The following is a 24,577-nucleotide window of genomic DNA, read 5'->3' as shown; positions in this document are numbered from 1 at the left end:
TTTGATTGGCATTATGCCTTAACTAATCCACTTAATTCTAAAGTTTCTTTAATTGTCTTTTCAAACTCTTCTTTATTTATTTTCAACTCGCAGAAAACATTTTCGTCAAATTCAATATAATAATTTTCCCCAACTATATCCCAAGCATATTTTTCTGCAATATGTGCTGCAAATACAATTTGTTTATTAATTATATTATCATCAAAAGGATTATGATGATAAAGTGCTGCTTCAACAATTGGCAATGGAATATCCCACCACTGTAGAAGGTACCCTCCTATTTCTTGATGGTTTGTTCCAAAAGCTTTATTTTCAAGTTCAATTAGACTAGTATGTTGAATTTCAACTTCCTGTAATATCTCCATATATTTATCATGAAAAGAATGTATCATAAAAATAATCCCAACATTACTCAATAATCCTGCATTCATTTCAGTTTCTGGAATCTTCTTATTTAAAAATTCCTTATATATTATACTGATAATTCTATTTGCAATAAATGCATGTTCCCACAATACCTCTAATCTTTTATTATCCTTATCATTAAATGTTAATCCATCTATAAATGCTGATGCAATTACTATATTTTTTATATTATCTAAACCGAGAAACGCTACTACTCTCTTAATTGAGCCTGTTTTTACTGCATAATATGATGAATTTACAATATGAAGGAGTTTTATAACAATAGAGTTATCATATTCTATTGCCTCAACTATTTTATATATTTCTTCTTCACTTTCTATTACATTAAGAATCTTTTGGTAAGACGTCTTAATAGTAGGCAATTCTTCTGCATTGTTTACAAGCTTCAGAACATTCTTATTGTTCCTTAGTACATTTTCTATCTGAAACACTTTTTCTATAGTATTAATAAGAACATCATTCTCCCATGGCTTCAGAATATATAGTTTTGCTATATTCTTTTGCAGAGCATCAAATACAATTCTTTCATCAGAAAATCCACTTAGAATTATACGAACTATATTAGGAAATCGTTTTTTCGCTTGACTCAGTAACTCATAACCAGTCATATTAGGCATCTTCATATCACTGACAATTACATCTACTTTTTGATTTTCAAGAATGACTAAAGCTTCTTTTCCGCTTTCTGCTGTAATTATTTCATATTCTGTATCCATAAAAATTCTTGCAATAGATCTTAATATTTGTGATTCATCATCAACAAAAAGAATTGTTTTTAACATAAAATTCATCTCCTTATGTATATTATTTTATATCCAATTACTTACTTTTTCAAACTTGCTATACTCTTGTATTTCTACATTTAATTCCATAATCCTTTATTAAATTACCAAATTAATGTATAAATTTATTTATATTTCTGACTCTTCTAAAATTTCATAAAAATAAGCCTGCAAATCCTCATTTTATGATGATCTGCAGGCCTCTTAGTTATTTATATTTTTGTCCATGTAGCAATTTATTTATTGTTGCTTATATATTCACTAATTATAACAAATAATACTATCTCCTATATTAATATTTTCATATACTGCCTTTGCAACATAATATGGTGCATTTACACAACCATGTGAACCATCTGTCTTGTAAATTTCTCCACCAAACGTTGATCTCCAACTTGCATCATGAAGTCCAATTTGATTAACAAATGGCATCCAAAAGGAAACTGGTGCTTCATAATCTTCTCCTTTTAATACACTATCTTTTTGTTTACCGTAAAAATGATAGACTCCTTCCGGAGTTGAATGCCCAGCACTTACATTACCCGTAACAATATCTCCTTCTACAACAAGGTAACCATTTTTATAATACCATAGATGTTGTTTAGCCATATCAATTTCTACAAAGGTCTCACCAACATTGCTAAAATAGCTAGCTACTGAAGTTTGAGCATATATTGGTTGTTTTGTTATAGCTTGTCCATTTCTTATATTCTCAATTAATGATTTTGTTTCTTCTGTACTATCAATTATCCAACTATGATTATTACCCTCATAACCACCATTAACTTTTATGCTGATTCCTAATGATGAAGTATAAGCACTTGCTAAAGTATCTACATAATTTTTTACTTTTCCCGCATCAATTGTAACTTGAGAATTTCCATCAACTCCAAGCCAGTTCTTTATTACAGAACTATCTACATATTGTGTAAGTCCAGCAAAACTATAAGTTATTTTTGAAGATACATATTTATTTAATGTATCCTTAGCAGAAGCAACTTCTGAAGAAGTTGCAGTAAACTTAGGCTTTTCATAACAATTTGTTGATTCCAAATTTATTGTTGTATCTCCACTCTTAATTGCCTTTACCACTTGTTCATATAAAACATTCTTATTTATTTCATTTCCATAAACTTCTCTTGAAATTACATACCCATTATTTTGATAAAATAATGTAGCATTTTGAGATTTAAATATCTTACTGCTGTCAAGACAAGATAGTTTATTTATTCGTTTTTGTAACAGTCCATCATCATAAGTTATTACTCTAGGAGTTTCTGAATTATATTTCACCCCAATATCAGACCCACTAATTTTTTCTTTAACTCCGCCTAATTCTTCTAACGTCAAGGTATAGACTTCAGGTGTTATTTCTTTCTCAGTTTTAGCAGAAACACTAATGCTATTACTAACAGAAACAAACATTATAACAAGTAAAGTGCAAAAAGAAATTATAATACCTCGCATAATTTTATTAGAACTAATTTTTTCTTCCATAAGAACCCCCTAATTTAAGTTAATCTAATCACTTGTTTTACATTTTATATTATACAATATTTTCCACTTGTAAATCAATTGTTTTTTCTCTTGAATATTATTGATTAATCTAATAGATACGCCTTAAATGTACTCCATCCCCCTTGAGATAATAAATCAAACTAAAAAGGGTACGGAATTTCTTACCTATACCCTTGATATATACTTTTTATTATTAATTCTGTTAAATACTTAATAGCCTATCTATAGTATCAACAAGTTCGCTTATTTCAGGTTTACTTAATTGTGCATCAGCTCCTACAGATTCTCCCTTATGTTTTAACTCTGCTGTAATTAGTGATGAAAATATTACTACGGGTAATTTTTTCAAAACTACATCTTCTTTTATCATTCTTGTAAGTGTAAGTCCATCCATTTGAGGCATTTCTATATCAGTAATAAGTATTTGTGCATATTTATTAAAACTTTCACCTTTTTCTTCTGCTAATCTTGTTAGAAAATCTAATGCTTGTTTACCATCGTCAAAAATTCTTAAATTTTTAAATCCAGCTTTTGTGAGAGTATCTTTTAAAAGTCTTCTAATTAAGGCTGAATCATCAGCTAAAACTAATTTTGCGTCTGATCTATCTTTGTATTCTACTTCTATAAGCCTGTCCGCACTTATTCCCGAACTAGGGCAAATATCTGTAACTATCTTTTCAAAATCAAGCATAATTAGTACCTTACCATCTAAAAGTATATTCCCAACAGCTAATGAATTTTCTGATAAATCGTCAGGTTTTCTTATTTCACTCCATTTAATACGATGAACTCCTACTACATCATCAATATTAAATGAAACTTTAATTTTATTAAATTCACATATTATAATTTTAGTGCCAACATTTTCAGTTATTTTCTTAGTTATAATATATTTCAAATCAATTAAAGTAATAATTTCATCTCTACACAGTATAAGTCCAGCTATTTCTGGCTTAGGATCTGGTAATTTTGTAAGCCCATTCTTAGGCATTTGTATTACTTCTTTAACCTTTACTACATTAATTGCATAATGATTGCCATTAACAATAAACTCAATTACCTCTACTTCTCCAGTACCTGATTCTAATAATATATTATTATTCATAATATCTACCCCTCACTTCAACTTTATTTTTCCTTTAAACTAAACAGCTATTCTATAATTTCAATTGATCTTTATATTTATATTATCGATAATATTCATTATCTCTTTATTCTTATATATTATACCATTTGTCTACATTTAATTGTAACTTTTGCGTAATTAATTATTAATAAATAATTGCTGAAAAACTTCGTATTTTACTATTGCATCTGAATTTTTTTGTATATTTTTCATTACACTTAAAATGAAAAAACTCATATCACTATTATTAATGATATGAGTTTTTTCATACTATGGGATCTCTATATTATTTTATAATTGTTCACCATTACTTTCTATAACTTTTTTATACCAATCAAAACTCTTTTTCTTAGAACGTTTTAGTGTGCCATTGCCTTCATTATCTTTATCTACATAGATAAAACCATAACGCTTTTTCATTTCTCCTGTAGATGCACTTACTAAATCAATACATCCCCAAGGTGTATACCCCATAAGATCTACACCATCTTCATTTACAGCATCCTTCATAGCTTTTATATGTTCTCTTAAATACTCAATACGATACTCATCTGCTATATTTCCATTTTCATCAGGCATATCTACAGCCCCTAATCCATTTTCAACAATAAATAAAGGTTTTTGGTATCGATCATATAACGAATTCATAGTAATTCGCAGTCCAAGTGAGTCAATTTGCCAACCCCATTCACTTGCTTTTAAATATGGATTCTTTAATGTAGCAAATACATTACCTTCTGTTTCTGCATTTATTTTTGGATCTGCACTAGTCAATCTTGAAGCATAATAACTAAATGAAATAAAATCAACTGTGTTATTTCTTAAAAGGGCCTCATCATCATCTTCCATTTCCAAAGTAAAGTTCATTCTTTCAAACATTTTCTTTGCATAGTTTGGATATTCTCCACGAGATTGTACATCTATAAAGAAATAGTTTTCTCTATCTTTCTCCATAGCTTTCCATACATCTTCTGGAGCACTTGTATTTGCATACGTATTCCCCGCCGCTAACATACAACCTATTTTAAATTCCGGATTTATTTTATGTGCTATTTCTGTTGCTTTTGCGCTTGCAATCAACTGATTATGTGCTGCTTGATATTTGGTAGTTTCTTCATTTTCCCCTTCTTCAAATACCAAACCTGCACCAATAAATGGCAAATGTAATAGCATATTAATTTCATTAAATGTAAGCCAATATTTTACTTTATTTTTATATCGATTAAAAATTGTTTCACAATATATTACATAATAATCTATCATTTTGCGACTTCTCCATGAACCAATTGTTTCTACTAAATGCATTGGCACATCAAAGTGAACTATTGTTACTAATGGTTCAATACCATACTTTAAACATTCATCAAAAACATCATCATAAAATTTTAGACCTTCTTCATTTGGATTTATATCATCACCATTTGGAAATATACGTGTCCATGAAAGAGATAAACGAAAAGTCTTAAAACCCATTTCTGCGAATAATGCTATATCCTCCTTATAATTTTTATAAAAATCAATAGCTTCATGACTTGGATAAAAATGTTCATCATCACATTTCAGCATTTTCATTTTTCCAAGCATTACAGGAAAACGATCTTTCCCTGCTGGAATTACATCAACTGTAGATAATCCTTTATTGCCGTCAAGATATCCACCTTCACATTGATTAGCTGCAGTAGCTCCTCCCCAAAGAAAATTTTCTGGAAACGTATTTTTATTCATCACTTTCTCTCCTCCATGCATCTCCTGTAGCATATGCTACATAAATTGCAGTTTATTATTTTATACATATACTACCATATATAAAGACTACAGACTACATCTAAAAAATGTAGTCTATAATCTTTCATACAATTTACTCGTAAGAACCTATAAATGTTTTAAATATGCTTTATATCATTATTGTTAATAAATCTTCTTTATAGTTAATTGCTTTTTTATCAGTCTCAATAACGTCTAAGTAACTGTCAGAATTCGTAATTATTACAGGTGTTATTACTGAATACCCTGCTTCTTTTATAGCCTTAATATCAAATTCTAATAATACATCTCCTACTTTAACAACATCCCCTTGTTTGGCTTTAGGAGTAAAGTGTTTACCTTCTAATTGTACTGTATCCATTCCTACATGAATTAATATTTCAGCACCATTATTACTTGTAATTCCCAACGCATGGCATGTTGGAAAAAATGTTGTTAATACTCCATTTACTGGAGCAATTACTTTACCTTCTGTTGGTTCTATTGCTATACCCTTTCCGAGTGCTCCTTTTGAAAATGCTTCATCTTTTACTTCTGATAAAGGTTTAATATCTCCTTTTAATGGGCTAACTAATATTTCTTGTTTAACTAAAGGACTTTCTGTTTTTTCTTCTTTAGCTTCTTCTTCTTCTAGTTTACTAAAGAACATCATTACGAAACCTAAAATAAAACTTACTATCATACCAATTATTGCACCATAGAATCCTGTATCTAATCCATTTGGTCCTAAATAAGATGGTATACCAAATATACCAAATCCCCCAATCATGTACCATACGCTTCCCATAGACCCCATGATACCACCACCTATTGCCGCTGCAATACAACTTATAACAAATGGTTTTTTACGTGGTAAAGTTACTCCATATATAGCCGGTTCTGTAATACCAAAAAATCCTGAAATAAATGCTGGTATAGCAATTGCTTTTAATCTTTTATTTTTTGTTTTAATAATTATAGCTCCTACTACACCTATTTGAGCAAAAGAAGCTGCAAATAATGATGCTATAACTGGGTCGTAATGAAGTACTGCAAAATTGTTAATTGCTATTGGTACTAACCCCCAATGTAATCCAAACATAACAAATACTTGCCAGAATCCACCTAATAATATACCTTCAAGCGTTGGACTTAAATTACAAATGTAAAGTGTTCCTGCGCCTAACAATTGCCCTGCCCAAGTTGCAATAGGTCCAATGACTATAAATGTTAATGGAACAATAATTAATAATGTAAAAAATGGAACTAAAAATGTCTTTACCATGTCTGGCACTATCTTCTTGAATGCCTTTTCGATTTTAGCTCCTACATATGTAGCTAAAACAATAGGAATAACACTTGATGCATAGCTCATCAATATAACCGGAATACCCAAGAAAGTTATATAAACTGGTGATTGGAATATTGTACCTGCAAACAATGTATATAATGGTTGCGCCGGAGCTGCTGTTATCCCTGCTAATGATGGATAAACAAGTGCTGCACCTATTACCATACCCATAAATTTGTTAGCTTTGAATTTATTAGCTGCTGTATACCCTAGAAAGATAGGGAAAAAATTAAATAAAGCATCGCCTGTTGCATTTAAAATTTGATATGTTCCATCAGTATTATTAAGTATATGCAATGCTACAAATAATGCATTAAATCCTTTAATCATACCAGTTGCACATAATACACCTAAAATTGGTGTAAATACGCCTGAAATAGTGTCTATAAATTTATTGAATGCACTCATTTTTTCTTCTGTTCCCTCTGAAGTAGCTGTTTGAAAACCACCTATAGTAGTAACCTCATCATAAACATCTGGTACATGATTTCCAATAACTACTTGATATTGTCCACCACTCTTTACAACAGTTACAACACCATCCATATTTTTTAAAACTTCTGTATTTGCCTTGCTTTCATCTTTTAGCTTAAAACGTAAACGTGTAACACAGTGAGTTAAACTATTAACATTTTCCTTACCACCGACATTTTTTATTATGTCTTGTGCTAACTTTTCATATTTCATATATATCTCTCCTTGTTTAATTTATTTTTATATAAAAAAGCGAGACTCAATAATAGATAGTAAGTATTTTAATACTATCTATATTGGTCTCGCCTGCTTTACCAGTAACAATCCAAATTATTTAATTTATCTTTGAGTAACACGTTGAATATGAATAGTCAGATATAATTGTTCTTCATCTGATAATTCTATTTCTAAATATTTCTCTATTTTCTGCATACACTCATAAGCCTTTTTATATTTTACTTGAACTTGCTTTAATAAAAAATCATCTTCTGATTCTATTTTTTCATTTTTATTTAATCTCTGAAAAAAGAATCTTAAATGTGTAATAAATCTTCCATAGTTAAGAGACTTTTCGTCAAGGGTAATATTATATGTATATTTAACAATGTTTAAAATATCTTGTAGCATTTTTGTTTGATGAGTGATATCTTCTACTTTATTACTAGAGTTATTAACTTGTGCATTTATTAAATGAAGTGCTATATTACCTGCCTCATCTTCTGGCAACCTCTTATCTGTTTCACTTTCAATAAACTCTAGAGCTTTTAATCCAATTTCAAATTCCTTAGTATAGAACTTCTTAATTTCCCAAATTAATGCGTTTGGTCTATTAAGTCCTTCATCGAATAGTTTTAATGCATAGCTAATATGATCAGTAAGGGTAACATATATATAGTCATTTAATTCAACACCTAATATGTTTTTTGCATATTCAATAATGTCATAACATAGTGATACATGTTCTGTAGGGATATCTTCTAATAATAACTTGAATTTTTCTGATGCATCTTTTTGTTTAAGAATAAAGGTTTTTTCTATTAAATTTTCTTCTACTTTATCTCCTACATTCCTTTTAAATGCAATTCCACATCCCATAACAACAAATTCATGTTTATCTGAATCTTTAGCTAATATGGCATTATTATTAAATATCTTTTTTATTATCATCCCTAACCCCCGATCTATTCAATTATGGTACTTTAGAGTATAAAAACCCTAATTAATCAAAAGAGATCAAGAATATCTCTTCTCATTAATTAAGGTTTCGCCTGATCTAGTCAGTAACAATCACAATATTCATTTGTAAGCGTTTAATTTATATGTTTATAATATCTTCTTCACGCTTATCTGTCAATACCTTTTTTTATTTTAGCCTATGTTTTAATATAGCACACAAAAAATATAGGTGAATTATCCACCTATAATGCTCAATAAAAGAAAACTGAGAATTAACCTATGCTGTGTAAAAACTATTTCTTTGAGTTTTCGCACAACTAAACTCATTTTATTTCGTATGTATTATAACAGAAATTCATAGCACCATTTGCATCTTTAAACCTTTTATATCTTGATCCACATTGTAACAATTCACATAATAACTGTTTTTTATCTTTATTAAATTCATGATGCCACTTTATATTCATCCATAAAAATTTTAATGTTGGTTTGGTGTTATATAATTCTTTTCCCGTTCGTTGCCGAATCCATCGTCTTAAAATTCTATATAATCTTATAAAATAATGTGTATCTAAAAAAATAATATAATCGCAATATTCATAACGTTTTTTTAGAAGTTTTCTTGGTGAACCTTCCATTACCCAATTTTTACTCATCAATATATCCATGAACATTCTTTCTATTTCTTCATCTGTACGCCTAACATCACCGTCTATTGTCCTAATCCAAACTACATTATCTTGTTCATAACAAGGAATATGAAATTCTTCTGCTATCCTATGTGATAACATGGTCTTCCCACTACCAACAGCTCCAATAATATCAATTTTCAAAGTACACCTCCAAATAAATAACCAGATAATTCTTGCATCACAATTTTTTACTATTATTCATTAGAATATAGTTTTCACAACGCTTATTATAACATATTTTACAAAATGCTTAGATTTCTAAATGAATTATACGGATGTAGTGAAAATGATAATTATGCTTAGATTTTTAGATTTCTATATCTATTATATGTAGCCATTATTTCTTGCTTCCTAGGCCTAGCTAGACTTCCGCTTCCACCTTTTACTCTTTCTATAGATAATAATCCACTTTTCTCTACTTCACAGATTATATTATCCACCATATTTTCAAAACTTAAACCTTTATCCACAATGTTATTCTCTGCCCATTTCATAATTGAGCCTATAGCATTTAATTGCTCATTATCAACTATTTGTTCCACAGATCTTAAATTTATGTCTTCTTTATTTATACTTATTGTGTCTATTCCTATTGTTTTTATTTTAATGCCCTTTTCTCCAGCTTGAATAGTTCCAGCCTTAACTACTCTATTAAATGTAATATCTATTTTTAGATTTTTATCATTAATTCTTTTTATAATATGACCATTACTAAGTTCTTTGGCTTTTTGTGTAACGTCTTTAGTCTCATAATTATCCATTTGTATTACACAATCTGCTACATCAAAGAAATCTCCACAGCTTCCTACTACTATTATTGTTGAAATGTCTTTTTGCTCATATAAAGGCCTTACTATTTCAATAAATGGTGTAATTGGTTCCTTTTCTTTAGAAACTAATTTTTGCATCAATTCATCTCTCATCATAAAATTAGTAGCTGAAGTATCTTCATCTATTAAAAGTACCTTAGCGCTAGCTTCTATTCCTTCTATTATATTAGCAGCTTGTGATGTACTTCCACTTGCATTTTCGCTGCAAAATTCTTTAGTATCTTTTCCATTAGGTAAATTACTTATAAATAAAGTTATATCTGTTTTAGTTACACATCTACTATCTTCTGCACGTACTTTTAAAGCTGATTCATCCGTTATAACAAATTCTCTACCATCACCTTCAATATGATTATAAACTCCAAGCTCTAAAGCTTTTAATAATGTAGATTTACCATGATATCCTCCACCTACTATAAGCGTTATACCTTTCTTAATACCCATACCTTTGATTATACCTTTACTCTGAGTATTAAATTCAACTTGTAATTCCTTTGGTGAAACAAATGTTTTACCATTTCTTAATGCTTTTGTTGATATTCCACTTTCTCTAGGCAGCATTGATCCATTAGCTACAAATGCAATCAATCCTTTAGCATGTAATTCGCTTCTTATATACTCTTGATCTTCAACAAGCTTTACTCTATTTATTAATTTTTCACTATTAATATTCTTGTATATTAAAGTTTTCTCCACAATGTTTGGTATAACATTATATAAAATTTTTTCTAACTCTCTAGACAAAACACTTCGCCCTCTAGCTGGAAATCCAACATAAAATCTTGCTTCAATTTTATCCTCATCTATAATTATTGAAGTTCTCTCTAATATTTCTTGTGGACATTTACTTATAGCTATTAAACCACTTTTTCCAGATCCAAAAACTCTTTCACTGCATCTATTTATATTGGAATAAAATTCTCTTGTTAAATAATCTGCCACTGCAATATTCTTGTTTTTATTATTAAAAAGTTCCCTTGGAAATTTCGCCACGTTTTGATTTACTATTACTCTAATTCTTGATGGTGATGCAAAAGGATCTCCTTGAACATGATCTATGCTAAGTGTGTAATTATGGAAATCATATTCTCCTTCTAACTCCTTATATAACCTATAACTTTTCCCATCAATTCTATCTAAATCTTTTTTTAATGCTTGTGAATTTTTCATATAAATCTCCTTTTTATTTTTATAAAATATACATATCTGTTATTGTTTTGAATTGCTAAAAGAGCAAATATCTTAAGACATTTGCTCCTTCTCCCTCATCTTTTATATTTATTATATAATCAATTTTCTTATTACCTAATCTGTAAAAGTTTATTTTTTAATTGTTCCTCAATATTTTTTAATTCTACTTCAGCAGCTTTACGTTTTTCACGACCGTCTGTTTGTATACGAAGTACTTCATCAAGTGTTGAAATTAATGACTCATTTGTAATACGAAGAGTATCAATATCAACAATTCCACGTTCAGACTCTTTAGCAGTTTCTATAGTTGACATTTTCAGTGTTTGTGCATTCTTACGTAGAAGTTCATTTGTCATATTTGTTACTTCATTTTGAACTTTAGCTGCATTACTAGAATGCGCAACTCCAAGAGCCAGAACAATTTGACTTTTCCAAAGTGGAATAGTATTTACAATTGTAGACTGTATTTTCTCAGACATTAAAGAATCATTATTTTGAATCAAACGAATTTGAGGTGCCATTTGAAGAGAAATCATTCTCGTTAACTCTAAATCATGGATTTTTTTCTCAAAGCGGTTACAAAGAGATACAAAATCATTTGTTTCCTGTGCATCCTCTGGAAGTCCACTCATCCTTGCTCTTTCTGCCAAAATAGGAAGTTCTTCTTTTTCTAATTTTAAAAGCTTCTTTTTTCCTGCTAAAATATACATTGAAAGTTCTTTAAAATATACTTTATTTATTTCATACATTTTATCAAGCATAGCAATATCTTTTAAAAGTTGTATCTGATTTCCTTCAAGCATAGTACAAATTTTATTTATATTACCTTCAACTTTGTCATATTTTACTCTCATTGCAGAAATCTTTCCTGTAGTTTTCTTAAAAAGACCTAAAATTCCTTTTTTCTCATCTGGAGCTTCAAAGCTCTTCAACTCACATACTACAGTAGAAAGCATTTCTCCTATTTCGCCTAAATCCTTAGTCTTTACATTATTTAAAGCTGATTCAGAAAAATCTGCAATTTTCTTTTGAGCACCTACTCCATATTGTAGAATTGAATTTGAATTAGTTATCTCAATTTTCTCTACAAATTGATCTACCATCTTTTTTTCTTCTTCTGTAAAATTACTATCATCAATTACTTCTGTTTGCTTAATTTCTTCTTTTACTTTAGTAACAGAAACCTCATCTTGAAAAGGCTCAAATGTTAAACTTGGCATTACATCAGTACTTTCTTTAAATTCGTTATTCACTTTAATATCCTCCTTGCTTTTGTTTCTAAATTACTTTTTAAAATCATTATTAGTTAATCCTTCTTGTGTAAACAAAGTTTCAAGAACAGAAATATCCGTAGAAATATCCAACGCTATTTCTTCAAACAAATCATCTAATAGCTTTTCAAAAGCAATATTTATTATATCAATGCTTTTTTCAATTTCATTCTTTGCACTCTTTATATTCTCTCCCTGAACCATCTGATCATTTAACTCTTTATATGAATTAACTAACTTTAAAGTAATAGGAAGATAATGGTTTGTAAATTTATTAACTTCTGCTAACTTTTTAGGATTATTCTCTATATAATCTAGTATTTGAGTCACAATATTTTCAAGCCTATACAATTTTTTCGAGATTTCTTCTTCTGGTATAGCATCATTTACACTTTTTATCTGATTAATATAGTTTTTTCCCATCTCAATTGTATCTCTTAATTCTCTTTTTTTAGGATCATTTATTTCTTCGTTTAATTTTTCTTGTCTTTTTAATTCTTCCTCATTACGCTGTTTTAAAGATTCTTGTGACTTTATATAATCATCATAAACTTCATTGCTGAGCATAAAATGGGTCTGTTTATCATCAATATGTACTTCTTTAAACATGCCTAATTTAGACATTTTCCTCAAATCTTTTACAACATATTTATTCTTTCTCTCAATTGAAGTAGCCAATTTTTCAATTGAGCAATAATTCTGACCATCAAGTGAACTTACATATTTCTTAAAACGCTTTACTCTTCTTCTTAAATATCTGCCTCTTAAAAATAAAGCTATGCTTGCTACAAAAAAAGCACCTAAAACGAAAACGCCTCTAACAACCTTCATTGATAAAGATTCACTAGGAGAAGAATTGAATATTAGATATATAATTAGCAAAACACCAAATAGTCCACTTCCACCAAAACCAAATATGGTATAAAGTATTCCTGATATTCTTCCAACTGGTCTTTTACTAATATACATTGGCGCTTTATTTTTATCTTTTTTAGTTATTGGACTAGTATTTCTATATTTATTTTGTATTGAATCTTCTATTTTTTCACTAAATTCTTTTGACTTATCTTTTATCTTTACATTTACTTCATCTGATTTATATTTCAACTTTGATTTTACGTCATTTAAAGTATCATCAGCTTTACTACCAATATCTTTTTTTAACGTAGCAAAATCTATAGCATTTAATGCACTTTTTACTGTATCTCTAATTTGATCTTCTAAATCAAAAAAATCTTTCTTGTCCATGTTCATGCCTCCAAATTGTTTTCTTATAATTCATCATAACATAAAGGATATTAAAGAATATTCCTTATGTAACTGTAATAAGGTTTTGGCTTTATTATATCTTACTCTTGTATTAATTACAATTTGTAACAACTCTATAATTTTAAAATATCTTTCATTTTTTTCTATATACTATATAATATTATTATCATATGCTCAGGGGAGGTTTAGTTTTTTATGAATAATAAACTAACAGAAGAAAATATTAAAAATTTAAAAGAAGAATTAGAATATAGGATGACCGTAAAAAGAGCTGAAATAGCAAAGGAAAAATTAGTAGCTGCTGCCCATGGCGATAGGTCAGAAAATGCAGAATATAAAGAAGCCTGTGCAAACTATAGAGAAAATGATAATAGAATTCAATATTTATTAACTATGATTTCAACAGCAACATTAATAGATGATACAAATGTAGATAAATTAACACTCGGAATTAATAGTAAAGCTAGAATTAAATTTATAGAGGATGAATATGAAACTATTGTAACATTGGTAACCACTATGGATTTAGATCCCGAAAATATGTATATAAGTATAGAATCAGATTTAGGAAAAACATTACTTGGCAGAAAAGTTCACGATATAGTTGAAGTTAATGCTCCAGAAGAAAACTATACAATAGAAATATTAGAAATGTTATAAGAATTTATCAGTTTAATTTTTTAATTTAGATTATTCGAAACTATCTGCAAACTTCGAATACTGTGAATTTTAGTAATTTCAATTAAATTAACCCATTAGAATATTTTGATTCTAATGGGTTTCATGATAAAGGTGAAATTGTAATAGCACCAATATGTAATAATTATTTAAAACTCAAGATAATTTTTATACCATAGATACTTTACTTACTAATTTTTCTTTTGTTTTTATTATTAACTTGCATAAAAGTTCTTTTTCATCTTGTTGCATAAAATCTAATGAAGATACTTTAAAAATCTCATCACTTGGGAATATCTCCTTCATAATTTCATTTCCTTTCTCTGTTATCATTACTTTTATGATTCTTCTATCCTCTACATCTGCACGTCTTTTAACCAATCCTGCTAATGCCATTTTATCAACTAAGAGTGTTACTCCTGATCTTGCCATCTCTAACTTATACCCTAATTCAGACATTTTTAAACCATTATCTCCACTTATATGTAACAAATATAGTACTTCAAATTGCATTTCTGTTATATTAAATTTTTGGCATAATATACGGTAGTACTTATTTGTTAATTTTAATACTATAAATATTTCTTTAAGTATATCCAAATCATTTTCTAATTTATTATTTTGATTATCCTTTTCCATAAAAACTAGCTCCTAAAAAATTTACTTATTAATCATTTTTCCAGCAAAGTCTAAGTAATACCACTTTCCTGCAGAGTCTTGCAACCAGCCTGTATGCATAACTCCACTTTTATTTAAGTAATACCAGTTTCCATCTAAAGAAATCCAACCAGTTTTCATTTCTCCATTTTCACTAAAATAGTACCAGTTATTGTTGATATAAAGCCATCCTGTAGCCCTATATCCATCTTCATTAAGATAATAATCTTTCCCAGTATTTTTATCGAACCACCATTTATCTTTTAGAACTTCTCCAGTACCATCTATGTACTTCCACTTTCAATCAACGCTTTGCCATGCATTAAACTTCTTTATATCACTTTGTACATTAAAATTTTGAGTATTTGTTGTTGAGCTTGTACTTGTTTGAGTTGAAGAAGTAGTTGAAGTCGATGGTTTACCTCTATATACATTTAATGTATAAGTTTCCTTATCATCATTATTTTCAACATATACTTCTATGATATTCTTTCCTTTATCTAAGCTTACTGTCTTCTCGTAGTTATTATCTTCTTCTACAGATTGACCATTGATTTCAACTAAATCATTACCATCTTCTGGCGTTGCTCTGATAATTATTTCTTCAACATTTTCGTCAACATTTACATCATAAGAATACTTACTCTTTAAAAAATCAATATCTCCATCACTTAAATACATACTTTTTAGATATGCGTGGTCTGTATCTTCCTCTTCTTCAGAATTAACAGCTGGCTTTTTCACATGAATAACATATGTTTTTTCACAATCAGTTACATCATCGTCATCATAAGCTTCTTTATATGCATCTTCGCTTTCATAAGTTCTTAAATAAATATTTTCAGAAGATGAATTAATTTTTACATATTCTCCAATATCTTCTCCTTTTTCTTTCTTATCAGCAGAAGTAAATTGTTTAACCACATATCCACTTCCTTTAACATCTGCAGATATTTCAAACCCATCAGTACCTGTAAGTTCTACGTAATAATCTTTTTTTGAACTTAATGACACCTCATTACCATAATAACTATCAAGTAGTTCAATTTCACTTCCTGTACTTCTTGTTATAGTTAATGAACTTAATTCTCCCTCACTTGCACTTTCATATGTTGATGCATAAGCCTCAATACTTCCAGGTATAAAGCTATTAGCTGGCAATATACATGAAAATGCTCCTATTATAAGCGTTACAGCAATTATATTTTTAATCTTTTTATGCATTATTTTCCTCCTCGTAGATTACTCATTTTATATAATCTTTATGTGATATTGTTAATTTGAAAATGCAATCCAAGGTTTTTGAATCTTTTCTTTTGTGATGTTATAGTTAATAACTTCAGCTCTTAAGTCAAGATCTGACTGCTCACTTTTTATAGCTTCAGTATTATAAGCTGACTCAGTAATCATTCCTAAATCATATTTAAGTTTTGAGTTACTAAGGTTCTCATTAGTTATTTCTATATTCTTCTTATAATAATTAATATTATCCTCTGCTGTAAGAAGATTTGTATATAATGTTTTTAATTGATCTTTAAAGTCCTTCTTGTTTTTATTTAGATTAGTTTCATCTTGATAATTACCTAGTTTAGTATTTAAATATGTTAATCTTGATGCTAAAATTCCTGTGTATTTATTTACAGTATTATTATAGGTATCAACTGAATCTGTATATGCTTTATATTTAGTAGCAAAATCAGGATCAGTAGTATCTACCGGCATCGGAAGCTTAGTAGCAGATTTTGCCGCTGTCTCTGCAGTATCCATATCATCTGTAGTTATTCCATTATCTTTCTCATAATCCTTATCATAATAATCCTTATTAAGCTTAACTAATTGTTCAGTATATTTTAAATAAGAATCTATAGAATTATCTAAATATTCATCTATAGAACCGTCTATTTTCAAGGGCTCAAACTTAATATCCTGTTCCAAACTATATTGATTTACATCTTTGCCTGTTAATACTTTAAAACTATATTCTAAATCCTTTAGCTTATTTTGATTTGTTTTTTGTTCATTTTGAAGTTTTTGAACTTCAAGTTGAGTTGACTTTACATCAATTAATCTTTTCATTCCTAAACTTTCCCTTGTTTCATCATCCTCAAACCCTTTATTTTTAACTTCTAATTCTTTAGCTGCCTTATTTATTTGAATTTGACTTGTAACAATGTCATTATATTTGTCATTAACTTTTTTTCTTAAGCTATCTTCATCAAAGTCTCTTTTTTGTTGTGCCTTTTTTAATTGAATATCAGCAGTATCATTGTGAAAGTCCTCTACATCGCCACTAACATTATTAGAGTCATCTTGTTTTTCCTTAAGATCATTGGTTTTATTTTGATAACTAATTGTTTTATCATCAAGTGCTAATGTATCACTAATACTAATTGCTGATTTTATAGCATCCTCTAAAGTAAGAAGAACCTTTTGATTTGTTATTGTCTGTATATTATTTGTTTTTACATTAGTAGTAGAAGTACTCTGAGTAAGGGTCTTTTGTGTTGTATTACTTTGTGCAACGCTACTTTGTGCAATATTGCTTTGTGTAATATCTGCTGCAAATACTGGCATAATACTCCCGCTCATTATACTAATACCAATTGCAAATGCAACTATCTTATTTATATTCTTTCTCATGTAAATTCTCCTCTTCATTAAATTCATCTCAATTTGTACTGATTTGAATGTATCTATAATTGTGCATTGTTAATTGTAAATTTAGCTATATATTTAAAAGGACTATCTAAAATCAAATTTTAGTATAGTCTCTTTAAATTTTTGCAATATCTATAAGTTTAAATCAGACTCAACATTAATCTTTGATGATTCTTTATGAGTAATCTTACTAAATTTTCTTTTCAAATCATCAAGTATTGTATATGCAATTGGCACTACAAATAAGGTTAATATTGTAGCTGTAATTAATCCTCCAATTATCGCTTGTGACATTGGTGCACTCATTTCCGAACCCGAACTTGTAGAAACAGCTGACGGTATCATACCAAATATCATTGCTAGCGTAGTCATTATTATTGGACGTAATCTTACGAGTCCAGCTCCTTTTAATGCTTCTCTTATAGGCATACCCTCCTTCATTCTTTCCTTGGTAGCATCTATAAGCAATATTCCATTTTTCGAAACTAATCCCATAAGCATTACAATACCTATTAACGCGGTCATACTTATCTCACTTCCGAAAATAAATAATCCAATCAATGCTCCTATAATCGCAAGTGGCAATGCAAACATTATAGCTACCGGATCAATGAAGCTTTCAAATTGTGCTGCCATAACTAAGTATAAGAAAAGAATTGATAATACTATCGCTTGTATTAAACTAACCATACTTTTTTGCATCATTTGATTCATTCCACCAAGGGATAATGAAATTCCTTCTGGTAGCTGACTTTGGATTTTTTGTAAATATTTACTTTGGAAAGTCCCTGATGAAATACCTGAAACATTACATGATATTTCAATTTGTGCTTGTCTACCATATCTATGCAATTCTGATGATGTTGTTCCTATAACTTTCTTAGTTACTTGTGTTATTGGAATTTGACTGTTATTTGTACCAGAAACATAAATTCCATTAAGATCTCCAAGATTTTTACGCTGACCTTCATCAAGATATGCTTTAACGTCATATCTATCTTTTCCTCCATCATATTTTGTTACTGTTGATCCATTGAATAGTATACTCAATGTATTAGCCACATCTGAACTATTAACACCTAGATCAGCTGCTTTATCACGATCTACATCCATTTTAGCTATAGGAGTACCTGATTTATCATTACTGCTAACATCTCTCGCATTTGGATCTTCATCCATTTCCACTTTTATTTTTTCAGCAAATGCCTGGAGCTTGTCTCTATCATCACCAACTAGATTGTAAGTAATATCTTTTGAGCTTCCTCCACCTCCCATTGATGCTGCTGATACTGTAACTTGCGTTCCTGGAATTTCATTCAAATCTTCTCTAAGCTTTTCAGCTATTTGTCTTGAACTATCCTTACGCTGCTTTTTATCAACTAACTCAAGTTTAATTGATGTTTTACTTTTACTTACATTAGAATACATGTATTTTACTTCTGGACACTTGCTCTTTATAATTTCTTCAAATTGCTTATTTTTTTGTGTTGCTGAATCCAAAGTTATTCCAGCATCAAAATCAGCACTAACTGTCACTTGACCCTTATCAGTTGATGGCATCATTGTGAATCCTAAAGTACTAGCTAATCCTATACTAAAAACAAGCATAATTGCACAAGCAACTAAAATTATTAATCTATGCTTAAGAGCTTTTACTAATAAATGTGAATATTTTTCAGATATATTATCAAATTTCTCATTAAATAATTTAAAGAACTTTCCAATAAATGTTTTACTCTCTTTTTTATTTACCTTAAGCATTTTAGCTGACATCATAGGCACTAAAGTAAAAGATACAAATAAGGAAACTGCCATACTAAATACAATTGTCATTGCAAACTCAATAAAGTATTTTCCAAGCATTCCTTGTATCATTGCTATAGGCAAGAATACTGCAATAACGGCTGAAGTTGTTGCTATTACTGCAAATCCAATTTCAGAGGTAGCATCTCTTGCTGCTTCTATTGGACCTTTTCCCATATGCAGATGCCTTACAATATTCTCTATAACAACTATAGCATCATCAATTAATAATCCTACGGACAGTGATAAGCCCATTAAAGACATTGAATTTAATGAAAAGTTCATCATTTTCATACAAATGAAAGTAGTTATAATTGAAATTGGAAGTGACAACGCACTTATAAGAGTACTTTCCCATTCATTTAAGAACAAGAATACAATTATAACTGCCAATATACATCCTTCTATGATTGTTTCTTGAACACTATCTACTGTATTTTGAATTGATTGTGAATTATCACTAACAATTTCAACATGCACACCTTCTGGTAAAGAACCTTTAATTTGACTTATAATATTTTTAACATTTTCCGCAACTTCAACAGTGTTAGCCCCTGATTGCTTAACTATATCTATACCAATAGATTTATTTCCTTGGTAATATGCTTGACTAGTCTTTTCTACAATTGAATCTTCAACTTTTGCAATATCTTTTAATCTAATTTCTGTTCCTTTGTTATTTTTTATTAATATATTATTAAAATCTTCAATTTTTTGTATCTTACTATTTGTTGTAATTGAAATTTCATTATCTCCATCAACAACTTTTCCGCTAGATTGATCAATATTATCATTTTTAAAACTATTTACGACTTGACTTGCTGTAAGACCATAAGAAATCAACTTATCATTATCTAATTTTATATGAATTTCTCTTGTATCTTCACCTGATACATCCACTGATCCAATACCAGATACTGTATATAATTTTGACTTTATAGTATTATCTACAACATTTGATAATGCTTGATTATCATCTAATCCATAAACTGCAATAGATAAAATAGATGATGCTGACATATCAAATTTAGAAATAACTGGATCATTAGCATCAGTTGGTAACTCCCCCCTAATACTTGAAACCTTATCTCTAACTTCTTGGGCTGCCACTTCAGTATCTTTACTTAATTCAAATCCTATAGTAGTTTGTGACATACCTGATGTTACAGTCGTAGTTATAGTATCTACACCTGAAATTTTTTGAACTGCATCTTCTATTTTTTTTGCTACTTTTGTTTCAAGTTCCTGCGGCGTTGCTCCTGATTCCGTTACTACTACTGAAACATATGGTATATCCGCATTTGGCATATCATTTAGTACTAGCTTTTGATAATTCGTATAACCTAAAATAGTGAGGACAATCATAATAACTGTAATAAATACTGGTCTTTTAATACTCATATTTGCTATATTCATTTATATCCCCCCTACTTATTAGCGGTGTCTTCTGAACCGCCATCTTGTTTAGAAGTTACTTCTATTTCATTACCATCTTGTAGCGAACTTGTATTAGAACATATTACAATATCTCCATCTTTCACACCTGATGTTATTTCAACGTTATTTTCATCAGTTTCTCCAATGGTAATTTTTTGCTTTTTAGCTTTTCCATTATCATTTATAAAAACAGAGTAATTACCTTCACTTCCAACTAAAGCATTAATTGGAATAGTTATAATTTCAGTCTTTTGTTCACTAATAAGTTGTACTTTCCCGAAAATCCCAGGTAATAGTGATTTATCACCATTATCTATTTTTATCTTGCAATTAAAAACTCTAGAAGAAGTATCCGCTGATAAGTCCATATTTTGTATAACACCATCATATGTTTTGTCGATTCCATCAACTGTAACTGTAGCTGCTTGTCCTATTTTTACGCTGCTTATTTTATCTTGTGGTACTTGTATTGTTGCATATACAGATGATATATCATTAGCCTTTGCAAGTACTGTACCAGGAGATGTCATTTGCCCTATATTTAAAGCTTTATCACTTATCACCCCACTTATAGGTGATTTAATTACTGTATTAGTCAAATCACTTTGATACTTTTGTATGCTTACTTTTTGTGCTTCTATATTTGCTTTTGATGTTTCAATATTAGCATTTCCTGAATTATAATCAGCTTGAGCAGTATTTAAAGTTTTCTCAGCTGTTTCAAAATCCATTTGTGATATAGCCTTTTTTTCCAAAAGAGCTTTTTGCCTATCATAATTACGTTTGGCATCATCCACATTAATTTTAAATTTTTCCATGGATACTTGTGCTGAATTTAATTGTTGTTCATTTATTTGCAATTGAGCTTGTGCAGTATTTATATTATTTTGAATATCCTGATCATCTAATGTAGCTATTGTATCTCCTTGATTTATATATTGACCATTTTCAACTGATACCGAAACTACCTTTGCTGATATCTTACTGTTTATAATGCCTTGTTGATACGCTTCCAAATTAGCTTTATATGTATCACCAGAATTTTTTTCTGACATTTTTGCATTTTGCCCCTCCACTGCCGTTTTACTTACAGTCACTGCGACATTTGCAGTTTTTGCATTTGATGATATCTTATTTTTAACTACTATAGCACCTATTACTGCGATAATAACAACAGCACAAATAACTATTTTTTTTACATTTTTCATTTTTGCCCTCCTATTTTATAACACTAAATATTTATTTTATTCATCCGATAATTATTAATGACAGAATTCTTTTTCTGAATTATACTTTCAGCTGAGAACTTCCATTGGATACTCTTTCATTCTTCACTTATATTTACCATTAATAAGTATTTAATATGGAGTGTAGCATATGATTGTTAACTCAATTTAAACTTTCTAGTTATTTTTAATTTTAGTAATTGAACTTTTTTCAAAAATTCTATGTATATATGATAGTATGAGTTTATATTCAATTCATATTTGTTAGTTATAATAATATATGCTTTAATTTATGATACTAAAAAACGATTAAAACATAGCATAATTAATACAACTAAGGAGGTAATTCAAATGTTTCATATTTTAATTGTAGAAGATGATAAAGAACTTTCTGAATTATTCAGCACCGTTTTGGTCAAAAATGGATATAAGACAACTAGAGCAAAAGATGGTGTTGAAGCACTTGATGCTTTGGATAAGAAATATATTGACATAATTATTTCTGATATTATGATGCCTAATATGGATGGCTTTGAACTAATTCAATCTATTCGAGATGTACAATTTAATCTTCCAGTATTAATGATTACCGCTAAGGAAAGCTTTCAAGATATTAGGCGTGGTTTTTTACTTGGAATCGATGATTATATGATTAAACCAATTAATGTTAATGAAATGGTGCTAAGGGTAGGAGCATTACTTAGACGAGCACAAATTATTAATGAAAAAAAACAATGTATTGGTGAAACTTTATTGGAATATGATTCTTTGTCTGTGTATCAAAACGGTGAAGCAATGATGCTTCCCCAAAAAGAATTCTATATTTTATATAAACTTGCCTCTTACCCTAATCGTATATTCACTAGACAAGAACTTATGGATGAATTTTGGGGACTTGATTCAGAGACAGATATTCGAACAGTAGATGTACATATTAATCGTCTGAGGGATCGTTTTAAAAGTAATAATGATTTTGAAATAATAACTGTAAGAGGACTTGGGTATAAGGTGGTAAAGAAACATGAATAATAAGAACACATTTAAACCAATATTTTTTTCTTCATTAATCATTTTTTTAATTATGTTAGTATCAGCAATAATCTCAATTATTATAAATGTAAAATTTAATTTAGTTCCTACCTTACCCAACAATAAAATACTTTGGCCAACTATTAATTTATATATTGTTAGTTTGTTTGTCGGAACAATTATTTCAGTTATCCTAGTAAAGATAATATTACCTCCAATTATAAAAATTAGTGAAGCATTAATGGAAGTCGCAAAGGGTAATTTTAATATCAAAATAAATCAAGAAAAGCATCCTGTAAAAGAACTAGAAAAAATGTCACACAATTTTAATATTATGATGAACGAACTCAATAATATTGAAACTTTTCGTAGTGACTTTATTGCTAATGTATCCCATGAATTCAAAACACCTCTTGCATCTATCGATGGCTATACAATGCTACTTCAGGACAGTGATCTGACAGAAGAAGAAAAAAATGAATATATTGATAAAATACTTAACAATACAAAAAGGCTATCCAAATTGGTCTATACTATTCTACAGATTTCAAAACTTGAAAATCAAGGAATCATAGTAGAAAAAAGAAACTTCAAATTAGATGAGCAAATCAGACAAGCTTTACTATTTCTCGAACCAAAGTGGACTGAAAAAAATATTGACTTAGATATTAGTTTAGATGAAACTACTTTCTATGGAAATGAAGAATTACTAGATCAAGTATGGGTAAATATATTAGATAATGCAATAAAATTTACTTCAGATAAAGGAATAATTTCATGCACTTTAAGATACTCTTCTGGCTGGATTACAGCAATCATTTCAGATACTGGTGTTGGTATGCCCGAAGATGTACAAAAACATATCTTTGACAAGTTTTATCAGGGAGATAAATCACATTCTTCTGAAGGCAATGGCTTAGGACTAGCTCTTGTAAAAAGAATTATCAATTTATGTGGGGGCATAATAGACGTGAATAGCGAATTGGGGAAAGGCTCTACTTTTACTATTAAATTGCCATATTAAATAGGGTTTGCTCAGCAAACCCTATTTTTCAAATTGAAATAAATATCTATTATTTTTTTTAGTTCTCCCAGGGGCTGGGCCAATATCATCAAGTTAAAATGCAAAAACATAGTAAATTTTAAATTTATACATTACTTCCAAATTTTATTCTATATTCTGCATCTGGACGTCTTTTAACTACTCCTGCCAATATCATTCTATCAACTAAACTGGCTC

The 24,577-nt window shown here is 29.1% G+C and carries 19 protein-coding genes; 3 read left to right on the top strand and 16 right to left on the bottom strand.

Translation table 11 applies throughout. From position 1 onward, the window contains the following. Window positions 1-11: 11 nt before the first annotated feature. From psyc5s11_RS05950 to psyc5s11_RS05905, 10 genes are all read right to left on the bottom strand, one after another. Window positions 12-1,208, bottom strand: coding sequence for an HDOD domain-containing protein (locus psyc5s11_RS05950; protein WP_224036705.1), 1,197 nt, complete (start codon window positions 1,206-1,208; stop codon window positions 12-14). A gap of 261 nt (window positions 1,209-1,469) precedes the next feature. Further along, a complete protein-coding gene (locus psyc5s11_RS05945) occupies window positions 1,470-2,705 on the bottom strand; it encodes a L,D-transpeptidase family protein (RefSeq protein ID WP_224036704.1) in 1,236 nt (411 codons plus the stop codon). A 223-nt stretch (window positions 2,706-2,928) separates the two neighbouring features. Further along, a complete protein-coding gene (locus psyc5s11_RS05940) occupies window positions 2,929-3,831 on the bottom strand; it encodes a chemotaxis protein (protein ID WP_224036703.1) in 903 nt (300 codons plus the stop codon). Between the two features lie 312 nt (window positions 3,832-4,143). Continuing rightward, window positions 4,144-5,577, bottom strand: coding sequence for a 6-phospho-beta-glucosidase (locus psyc5s11_RS05935; protein WP_224038134.1), 1,434 nt, complete (start codon window positions 5,575-5,577; stop codon window positions 4,144-4,146). 169 nt (window positions 5,578-5,746) lie between these two features. Beyond that, window positions 5,747-7,633: a beta-glucoside-specific PTS transporter subunit IIABC gene (locus psyc5s11_RS05930; RefSeq protein WP_224036702.1), complete on the bottom strand. Its 1,887-nt coding sequence runs from the start codon at window positions 7,631-7,633 to the stop codon at window positions 5,747-5,749. A gap of 126 nt (window positions 7,634-7,759) precedes the next feature. Continuing rightward, the gene (gene licT, locus psyc5s11_RS05925) at window positions 7,760-8,587 is read right to left on the bottom strand and encodes a BglG family transcription antiterminator LicT (protein WP_224036701.1); all 828 of its coding nucleotides are present in this window, start codon (window positions 8,585-8,587) and stop codon (window positions 7,760-7,762) included. A 332-nt stretch (window positions 8,588-8,919) separates the two neighbouring features. Beyond that, the gene (locus tag psyc5s11_RS05920; protein WP_224036700.1) at window positions 8,920-9,429 is read right to left on the bottom strand and encodes a P-loop NTPase family protein; all 510 of its coding nucleotides are present in this window, start codon (window positions 9,427-9,429) and stop codon (window positions 8,920-8,922) included. Window positions 9,430-9,587: 158 nt separating this feature from the next. After that, window positions 9,588-11,288: an ABC-ATPase domain-containing protein gene (locus psyc5s11_RS05915; protein ID WP_224036699.1), complete on the bottom strand. Its 1,701-nt coding sequence runs from the start codon at window positions 11,286-11,288 to the stop codon at window positions 9,588-9,590. Window positions 11,289-11,419: 131 nt separating this feature from the next. Next, complete coding sequence (locus tag psyc5s11_RS05910) at window positions 11,420-12,562, bottom strand: toxic anion resistance protein (protein WP_224036698.1); 1,143 nt, start codon at window positions 12,560-12,562, stop codon at window positions 11,420-11,422. A 30-nt stretch (window positions 12,563-12,592) separates the two neighbouring features. Then, complete coding sequence (locus psyc5s11_RS05905) at window positions 12,593-13,828, bottom strand: 5-bromo-4-chloroindolyl phosphate hydrolysis family protein (RefSeq protein ID WP_224036697.1); 1,236 nt, start codon at window positions 13,826-13,828, stop codon at window positions 12,593-12,595. Window positions 13,829-14,044: 216 nt separating this feature from the next. Here psyc5s11_RS05905 and psyc5s11_RS05900 point away from each other — a divergent pair, with 216 nt between their 5' ends. Beyond that, complete coding sequence (locus psyc5s11_RS05900; RefSeq protein ID WP_224036696.1) at window positions 14,045-14,509, top strand: GreA/GreB family elongation factor; 465 nt, start codon at window positions 14,045-14,047, stop codon at window positions 14,507-14,509. Window positions 14,510-14,695: 186 nt separating this feature from the next. Here the strand turns inward: psyc5s11_RS05900 and psyc5s11_RS05895 are convergent, their stop codons facing one another. The 6 genes from psyc5s11_RS05895 to psyc5s11_RS05875 all read right to left on the bottom strand — a co-directional run bounded on the left by psyc5s11_RS05895 (window position 14,696) and on the right by psyc5s11_RS05875 (window position 22,290). Next, window positions 14,696-15,166 carry a MarR family winged helix-turn-helix transcriptional regulator gene (locus psyc5s11_RS05895; protein ID WP_224036695.1) on the bottom strand — a complete coding sequence of 157 codons (471 nt, stop codon included), beginning with the start codon at window positions 15,164-15,166 and terminating at the stop codon, window positions 14,696-14,698. Between the two features lie 21 nt (window positions 15,167-15,187). Then, window positions 15,188-15,472 carry a hypothetical protein gene (locus tag psyc5s11_RS28055; protein WP_311196441.1) on the bottom strand — a complete coding sequence of 95 codons (285 nt, stop codon included), beginning with the start codon at window positions 15,470-15,472 and terminating at the stop codon, window positions 15,188-15,190. 12 nt (window positions 15,473-15,484) lie between these two features. Then, a complete protein-coding gene (locus psyc5s11_RS05890; RefSeq protein ID WP_311196412.1) occupies window positions 15,485-16,408 on the bottom strand; it encodes a cadherin-like beta sandwich domain-containing protein in 924 nt (307 codons plus the stop codon). Window positions 16,409-16,459: 51 nt separating this feature from the next. Next, on the bottom strand, window positions 16,460-17,824 hold the full coding sequence (locus tag psyc5s11_RS05885) for a TolC family protein (RefSeq protein ID WP_224036694.1): 1,365 nt from the start codon (window positions 17,822-17,824) through the stop codon (window positions 16,460-16,462). A gap of 150 nt (window positions 17,825-17,974) precedes the next feature. Then, window positions 17,975-21,061 (bottom strand): efflux RND transporter permease subunit, encoded by a 3,087-nt coding sequence (locus psyc5s11_RS05880; RefSeq protein ID WP_224036693.1) that lies wholly within the window; start codon window positions 21,059-21,061, stop codon window positions 17,975-17,977. Between the two features lie 11 nt (window positions 21,062-21,072). Next, window positions 21,073-22,290, bottom strand: coding sequence for an efflux RND transporter periplasmic adaptor subunit (locus psyc5s11_RS05875; RefSeq protein ID WP_224036692.1), 1,218 nt, complete (start codon window positions 22,288-22,290; stop codon window positions 21,073-21,075). 369 nt (window positions 22,291-22,659) lie between these two features. Between psyc5s11_RS05875 and psyc5s11_RS05870 the strand changes: the two genes are divergently transcribed. Continuing rightward, window positions 22,660-23,337, top strand: a complete 678-nt coding sequence (locus tag psyc5s11_RS05870) for a response regulator transcription factor (protein WP_224036691.1) — start codon at window positions 22,660-22,662, stop codon at window positions 23,335-23,337. Next, window positions 23,330-24,361: a sensor histidine kinase gene (locus psyc5s11_RS05865; RefSeq protein ID WP_224036690.1), complete on the top strand. Its 1,032-nt coding sequence runs from the start codon at window positions 23,330-23,332 to the stop codon at window positions 24,359-24,361. Before psyc5s11_RS05870 ends, psyc5s11_RS05865 begins: the two co-directional genes overlap by 8 nt. The last annotated feature ends 216 nt before the right edge of the window (window positions 24,362-24,577 follow it).

Source organism: Clostridium gelidum (assembly GCF_019977655.1).
Classification (GTDB): Bacteria; Bacillota; Clostridia; order Clostridiales; family Clostridiaceae; genus Clostridium; species Clostridium gelidum.
Note: the sequence above shows the minus strand (reverse complement) of the source record. Positions and strands in the feature narration are given on the sequence as shown.

Coding starts and splice junctions, on each gene's coding strand:
- psyc5s11_RS05895 (WP_224036695.1), bottom strand. CDS start 15,166: ATGGAAAAGGATAATCAAAATAATAAATTAGAAAATGATTTGGATATA.
- licT (WP_224036701.1), bottom strand. CDS start 8,587: ATGATAATAAAAAAGATATTTAATAATAATGCCATATTAGCTAAAGAT.
- psyc5s11_RS05930 (WP_224036702.1), bottom strand. CDS start 7,633: ATGAAATATGAAAAGTTAGCACAAGACATAATAAAAAATGTCGGTGGT.
- psyc5s11_RS05880 (WP_224036693.1), bottom strand. CDS start 21,061: ATGAATATAGCAAATATGAGTATTAAAAGACCAGTATTTATTACAGTT.
- psyc5s11_RS05875 (WP_224036692.1), bottom strand. CDS start 22,290: ATGAAAAATGTAAAAAAAATAGTTATTTGTGCTGTTGTTATTATCGCA.
- psyc5s11_RS05945 (WP_224036704.1), bottom strand. CDS start 2,705: ATGGAAGAAAAAATTAGTTCTAATAAAATTATGCGAGGTATTATAATT.
- psyc5s11_RS05870 (WP_224036691.1), top strand. CDS start 22,660: ATGTTTCATATTTTAATTGTAGAAGATGATAAAGAACTTTCTGAATTA.
- psyc5s11_RS05940 (WP_224036703.1), bottom strand. CDS start 3,831: ATGAATAATAATATATTATTAGAATCAGGTACTGGAGAAGTAGAGGTA.
- psyc5s11_RS05885 (WP_224036694.1), bottom strand. CDS start 17,824: ATGAGAAAGAATATAAATAAGATAGTTGCATTTGCAATTGGTATTAGT.
- psyc5s11_RS05935 (WP_224038134.1), bottom strand. CDS start 5,577: ATGAATAAAAATACGTTTCCAGAAAATTTTCTTTGGGGAGGAGCTACT.
- psyc5s11_RS05865 (WP_224036690.1), top strand. CDS start 23,330: ATGAATAATAAGAACACATTTAAACCAATATTTTTTTCTTCATTAATC.
- psyc5s11_RS05905 (WP_224036697.1), bottom strand. CDS start 13,828: ATGGACAAGAAAGATTTTTTTGATTTAGAAGATCAAATTAGAGATACA.
- psyc5s11_RS05915 (WP_224036699.1), bottom strand. CDS start 11,288: ATGAAAAATTCACAAGCATTAAAAAAAGATTTAGATAGAATTGATGGG.
- psyc5s11_RS05890 (WP_311196412.1), bottom strand. CDS start 16,408: ATGCATAAAAAGATTAAAAATATAATTGCTGTAACGCTTATAATAGGA.
- psyc5s11_RS05950 (WP_224036705.1), bottom strand. CDS start 1,208: ATGTTAAAAACAATTCTTTTTGTTGATGATGAATCACAAATATTAAGA.
- psyc5s11_RS05900 (WP_224036696.1), top strand. CDS start 14,045: ATGAATAATAAACTAACAGAAGAAAATATTAAAAATTTAAAAGAAGAA.